General features: G+C 54.6%; 2 protein-coding genes. Both read left to right on the plus strand.

The genetic code is table 11. The annotated features are described in order from the left end of the window. The coding region (locus JX283_RS08290) for a sugar transferase (RefSeq protein ID WP_204830153.1) at nt 1-679 on the plus strand (679 nt) is incomplete at its 5' end. Nucleotides 680-821: 142 nt separating this feature from the next. Next, nucleotides 822-1,675: hypothetical protein (locus JX283_RS08295; protein WP_204830154.1), on the plus strand; the 854-nt coding region annotated here is incomplete at its 3' end.

The following is a 1,675-nucleotide window of genomic DNA, read 5'->3' on the forward strand; positions in this document are numbered from 1 at the left end:
CGTCGATGGGGAGCGGGCCCAGGCGTTGCTCCCCGACGAGGAGGCGCAGGACGCGGCCCAGAGGCTCTACCGCCGGTACGGCTACCGTTTTGCAAAGCGCAGCTTTGACATCGTCTTCTCGCTGCTGGTGTTTCTCCTGTTCTGGTGGCTGTTTCTGATCACAGCCATCGCCATCCGCCTGGACTCGCCGGGCCCTGCCGTCTTCAAGCAGGTGCGGGTGGGCAAGGACGGCAAGCTCTTTCGCATGTGGAAGTTTCGCTCCATGTACATGGACGCGGAGGAGCGGCTGGAGGAGCTCCAGGAGCTCAACGAGAAGGACGGCCCGGTGTTCAAGATCAAGAACGACCCCCGGGTCACAAGGGTGGGCAAGTGGATCCGCAAGCTCTCGATCGACGAGTTTCCGCAGTTTGTGAACGTGCTGAGGGGCGACATCTCCATCGTGGGGCCGAGGCCCGCCCTGCCGCGCGAGGTGGAGCAGTACACCGAGCGCCAGCGTCAGAGGCTTCTGTGCCCCCAGGGCATCACCTGCTACTGGCAGACCCGTCGCAATCGGGACGACATCTCCTTTGACGAGTGGGTCGACCTGGACCTCTTGTACATCGAGCAGTGCTCGGTGAAGACCGATGCGAAGTTGATTATCCAGACCGTGGGCGTGGCGCTCACGGCACAGGGGAACTGAGGTGGAAGGCACCTATGACTGCCGGCGTTACGAGCATGATTTTGCTGGTCATTAGAAATAAGTGGGCAATATGAGGCGTGTCTTATTAGTGATGCCCTCCTTCTTCAATTACCCAGACGTAATTGTTCAGGAGCTTGCCTCCATGGGTATTGAATGCGACCGCGTCAATGATCGGCCGAGCGACGGCGCACTTGTAAAAATTGCAGTGCGTCTTAGCGATAGAGCGCTCCCTCGAATGATTGATCGGCATTGTAGCTATATCGAATCAATGTTGGCATCAAAGGACTATGATGCCATTCTGATCATCTCAGGTCAGTCTCTTAGTTTGCATCGAGAGCATCTTGAGAGGCTAAAAGGGGCTGCTCCTGGTGCTGAGTTAGTTCTTTACCAGTGGGATTCGCTGGCGAATTACCCACGTATCGCGGATTTGCTGCCCCTTTTTGACCGAACGTTCTCTTTCGACCCACACGACGCTGAGCAATATGGGATGGCTTTTCTCCCCTTGTTTTACCATCAAGGTTACAAGGCGATAGGAGATGCTTGCGTCAGAGACAGGACCTTTGACTTCTCTTACGTTGGGACGGCTCACCCTGCCAAGCATGAGTTCATTACGAAATTCATTGAAAAGTCTGGGGTAGATAAGAGCCGATGCGAGTTCTATGAATATCTGCCTTCGCCACTGGTTTTTATACGGCATCGTCTTCTAGAGCCCTCGTATCGAGGGAGTGTTCCATCAGATTTTCATTTTAGGCCTCTTTCTCCGTCGGAGACGGAGGAGTTGGTATCTCGTTCGAATGTTGTATTAGACGCGCCGCAGGCCAATCAATCAGGGTTGACAATTCGTACGATTGAATGCCTTGGAGCGCGGCGCAAACTCATAACCACTAATGCAGCGGTTAAAGAATATGACTTCTACCGACCTGAAAACATTTACGTGTGGGACGGGGGCGTCATTGACCTCTCTCACCCTCTTTTTTCCTCGCCATGGGTTGAGCC

Origin of the sequence: Olsenella sp. CU969 (assembly GCF_905219715.1) — a bacterium.
GTDB lineage: Bacteria > Actinomycetota > Coriobacteriia > Coriobacteriales > Atopobiaceae > Granulimonas > Granulimonas faecalis.